The sequence below is a fragment of the Campylobacter sp. IFREMER_LSEM_CL1890 genome (assembly GCF_025772045.1).
In the GTDB taxonomy this organism is placed as follows: Bacteria; Campylobacterota; Campylobacteria; order Campylobacterales; family Campylobacteraceae; genus Campylobacter_D; species Campylobacter_D lari_D.
On record NZ_JAKMRK010000027.1, the window covers coordinates 1 to 2,617 of the forward strand.

At 28.9% G+C, this 2,617-nt stretch carries 1 protein-coding gene; it reads left to right on the plus strand.

The window, feature by feature from the left end:
- Window positions 1–2,617: hypothetical protein (locus L8W57_RS07780; RefSeq protein WP_263662320.1), on the plus strand; the 2,617-nt coding region annotated here is incomplete at both ends.

Consider the following 2,617-nt stretch of genomic DNA (forward strand, 5'->3'; position numbering starts at 1 on the left):
GCTAAAAACATTACTTTACAAGGTAATAAAGTAATGTTAAGTGCTGATACTAATTGGGACAAAGAACACAATGGCATTAAATTTGGAAAAGTCAATGCTGAAAATATAAACTTACAAGGCAATGAAGTTTATGTTAATGTTGCTGGTGTAAATGCTGACAAAATACAATCAATAAATGTTGATGCTAAAACAAAAGGTTCTATGTATTTAAACGCTAGTGGATATTATTACAACCCTAGTTCTTTTGAAGTGTTTAATAAAATAAGCAAAAAAAATGGTAATTTTAAGGTAGATGAATATGTAGGTATAGGTTCTGTGCAAGATTGGTGGTATTTTGCTAAAGGATGGAATGAAAACAAAGAAGGTTTTAGAGATACAGCTAGTGAGTATAGATTAACCGCTAATATCGATTTTAAAAAGCAAAACTACGCTAATTATTGGTTTGACTTAAATGGTGATGGTAAAAAAGATGCTAATGAATTTACTAGTATGATAGTTGGCTATGATAATAAAAATTATTTTAATAAAATTTTTGATGGTCAAGGTTTTACGCTTAAGAATATTAATATAGATACGACAAGCTTAGAAAATAAACTAGAATATTTAGGAATTTTTGGCGTATTAAGAGCCGCTACTTTAAAAAATCTTAATGTTGATTATAATCAAGGAAGTATCATAGGTTCAAACGATGGCATTATTTATGCAGGTGGTATAGCTGGTATGATTATGGATGGTAGTGATGTAAGTAATATCATACTAAAAGGTATTAAAGAAATAAAAGCAGAATCAAAAAATCATATTAGCTATGTTGGCGGTTTTGCAGGCATTATTGCAGATTGGGGTGGAGATTTAGATGATTGGGATGGCGTGAATTGCTATGATGATATTTGGTGCTATATGAAAGGAAGCTCATTTAACAACATAGCTCTGATGGATATAGGAAAGATTTACGGTAAAGGTGATTTTGCCTATGTAGGTGGCTTTACTGGGGGTTTATGGTCTGGAGTATATAATTATAGCAACATAGGACATAAATTTGATAATATTGTTTTGCATAATATTGATAATATCATGGCAGAAACAGATACTGAAAGAGCAAGGGTTGGTGGTTTTGTAGGATATCTTTTTAACTCAACTCAAGGGGATTTTAGTGGAGATAGAATTAATGAATTTAATCATATAGTATTAAATAATATTGATTTAATTCAAGCTAAAAATAATGGAACTTTCGACCATCCTACATTACCATGGTTGGTTCGTGATGATAGTAGTGCAGCTGGATTTGTAGCATACTCTAGTGGTCAAAATTATTATTCTAATATAGTTTTAAATAACATTAAAGCTATTTATAGTAAAAGTGTTAATAAAGCAGAAAATAGCTATGCGTCAGGCTTTATGGCATATTCTGCTGGTATAGGGCAAATTTTTTCTAATATAGTTTTAAACAATATAGGTTCTATTGTAGCAGATGGAACAGGTTATATGGATGGTAATACAAGAGCTGCTGGATTTGTTGCTGTAGATGATGATAGAGATCAGTTTAAAAATATTTATATATTCTTTAGTCCTAGTGCAAAAATCGAAGCAAACGGTGGTGGAACAAATGAGTATGCTGGACTTTTCCATGCTGTTTCTAAAACAGACTCTAAACATGAAAATATTTTTATATATCATCCAAATATAACAGAAAAAGGCACTATTGCGGATACTACAAATGGATTTAAAAAGATTTCATACAACAGCAGTGATCATGATAACAAATACACCGAATTTAAAAATCAAATTAATAAAGATCTAAAAGATTATGGCTTGTATGAAAAGGATGGCTATTTTAGTTTCAATACTGATTTTGAAGTAAAACCAAGTGAAGATATCTTTAGACCTGATGTAGAAAAGATTAAAAACGAAACAGCCACTTTAGATCAAGGTGATTTAATTAGTGATGATATATGGGATTATATTATAAATGATATTGATAAGGTTCATTATAATATAGATATTAGATTATTAGCTAAATTACTAAGTGAGTATAGCGATATATCAAATAAAACAGAAGATGAGCAGGTTAAATTTATAACTACATATTTAGATGTAAAAGAAAATGATGCTAGAGCATTATTACAAAGCTTGAGCTTTTTAAATGCATATAAAGATCATGATATAAACAAAGCTAAATTTACTGATGAAACAGTAAAAGATAGTTTTGAAAAATCTTTCATAAATGCTGGCGCTAAATTTACAAACTTTAATAACAAAAAAAACAAACTATATAATGAGCTTAAAGTTCTTAATGAAAATATAGTATCAAAAGGTTTTAATATTGAGCACTTGCTTGATGAAAATCAAGAAGAATTAGCCAAATTTATAAAAGCTTATAATGATTATGTAGTTTTAATAGAAAAAGGCTTGGCAAATGAAAATGACCCTTTATTTGTAAGTATTAAAAGCACCATTATAAAGCTTAATACTGAAGCTAAAAATCTTTATGCACAATTGCTCGACTATAAAGATCAACTTCAAGATTTTAAAGATAACAATGAATTTGAAAAAGTTATCATAGCTGGAGACTTTAAAACTATTCCTTTATTAATAACTCCTGATGTTAATAAACCTATTG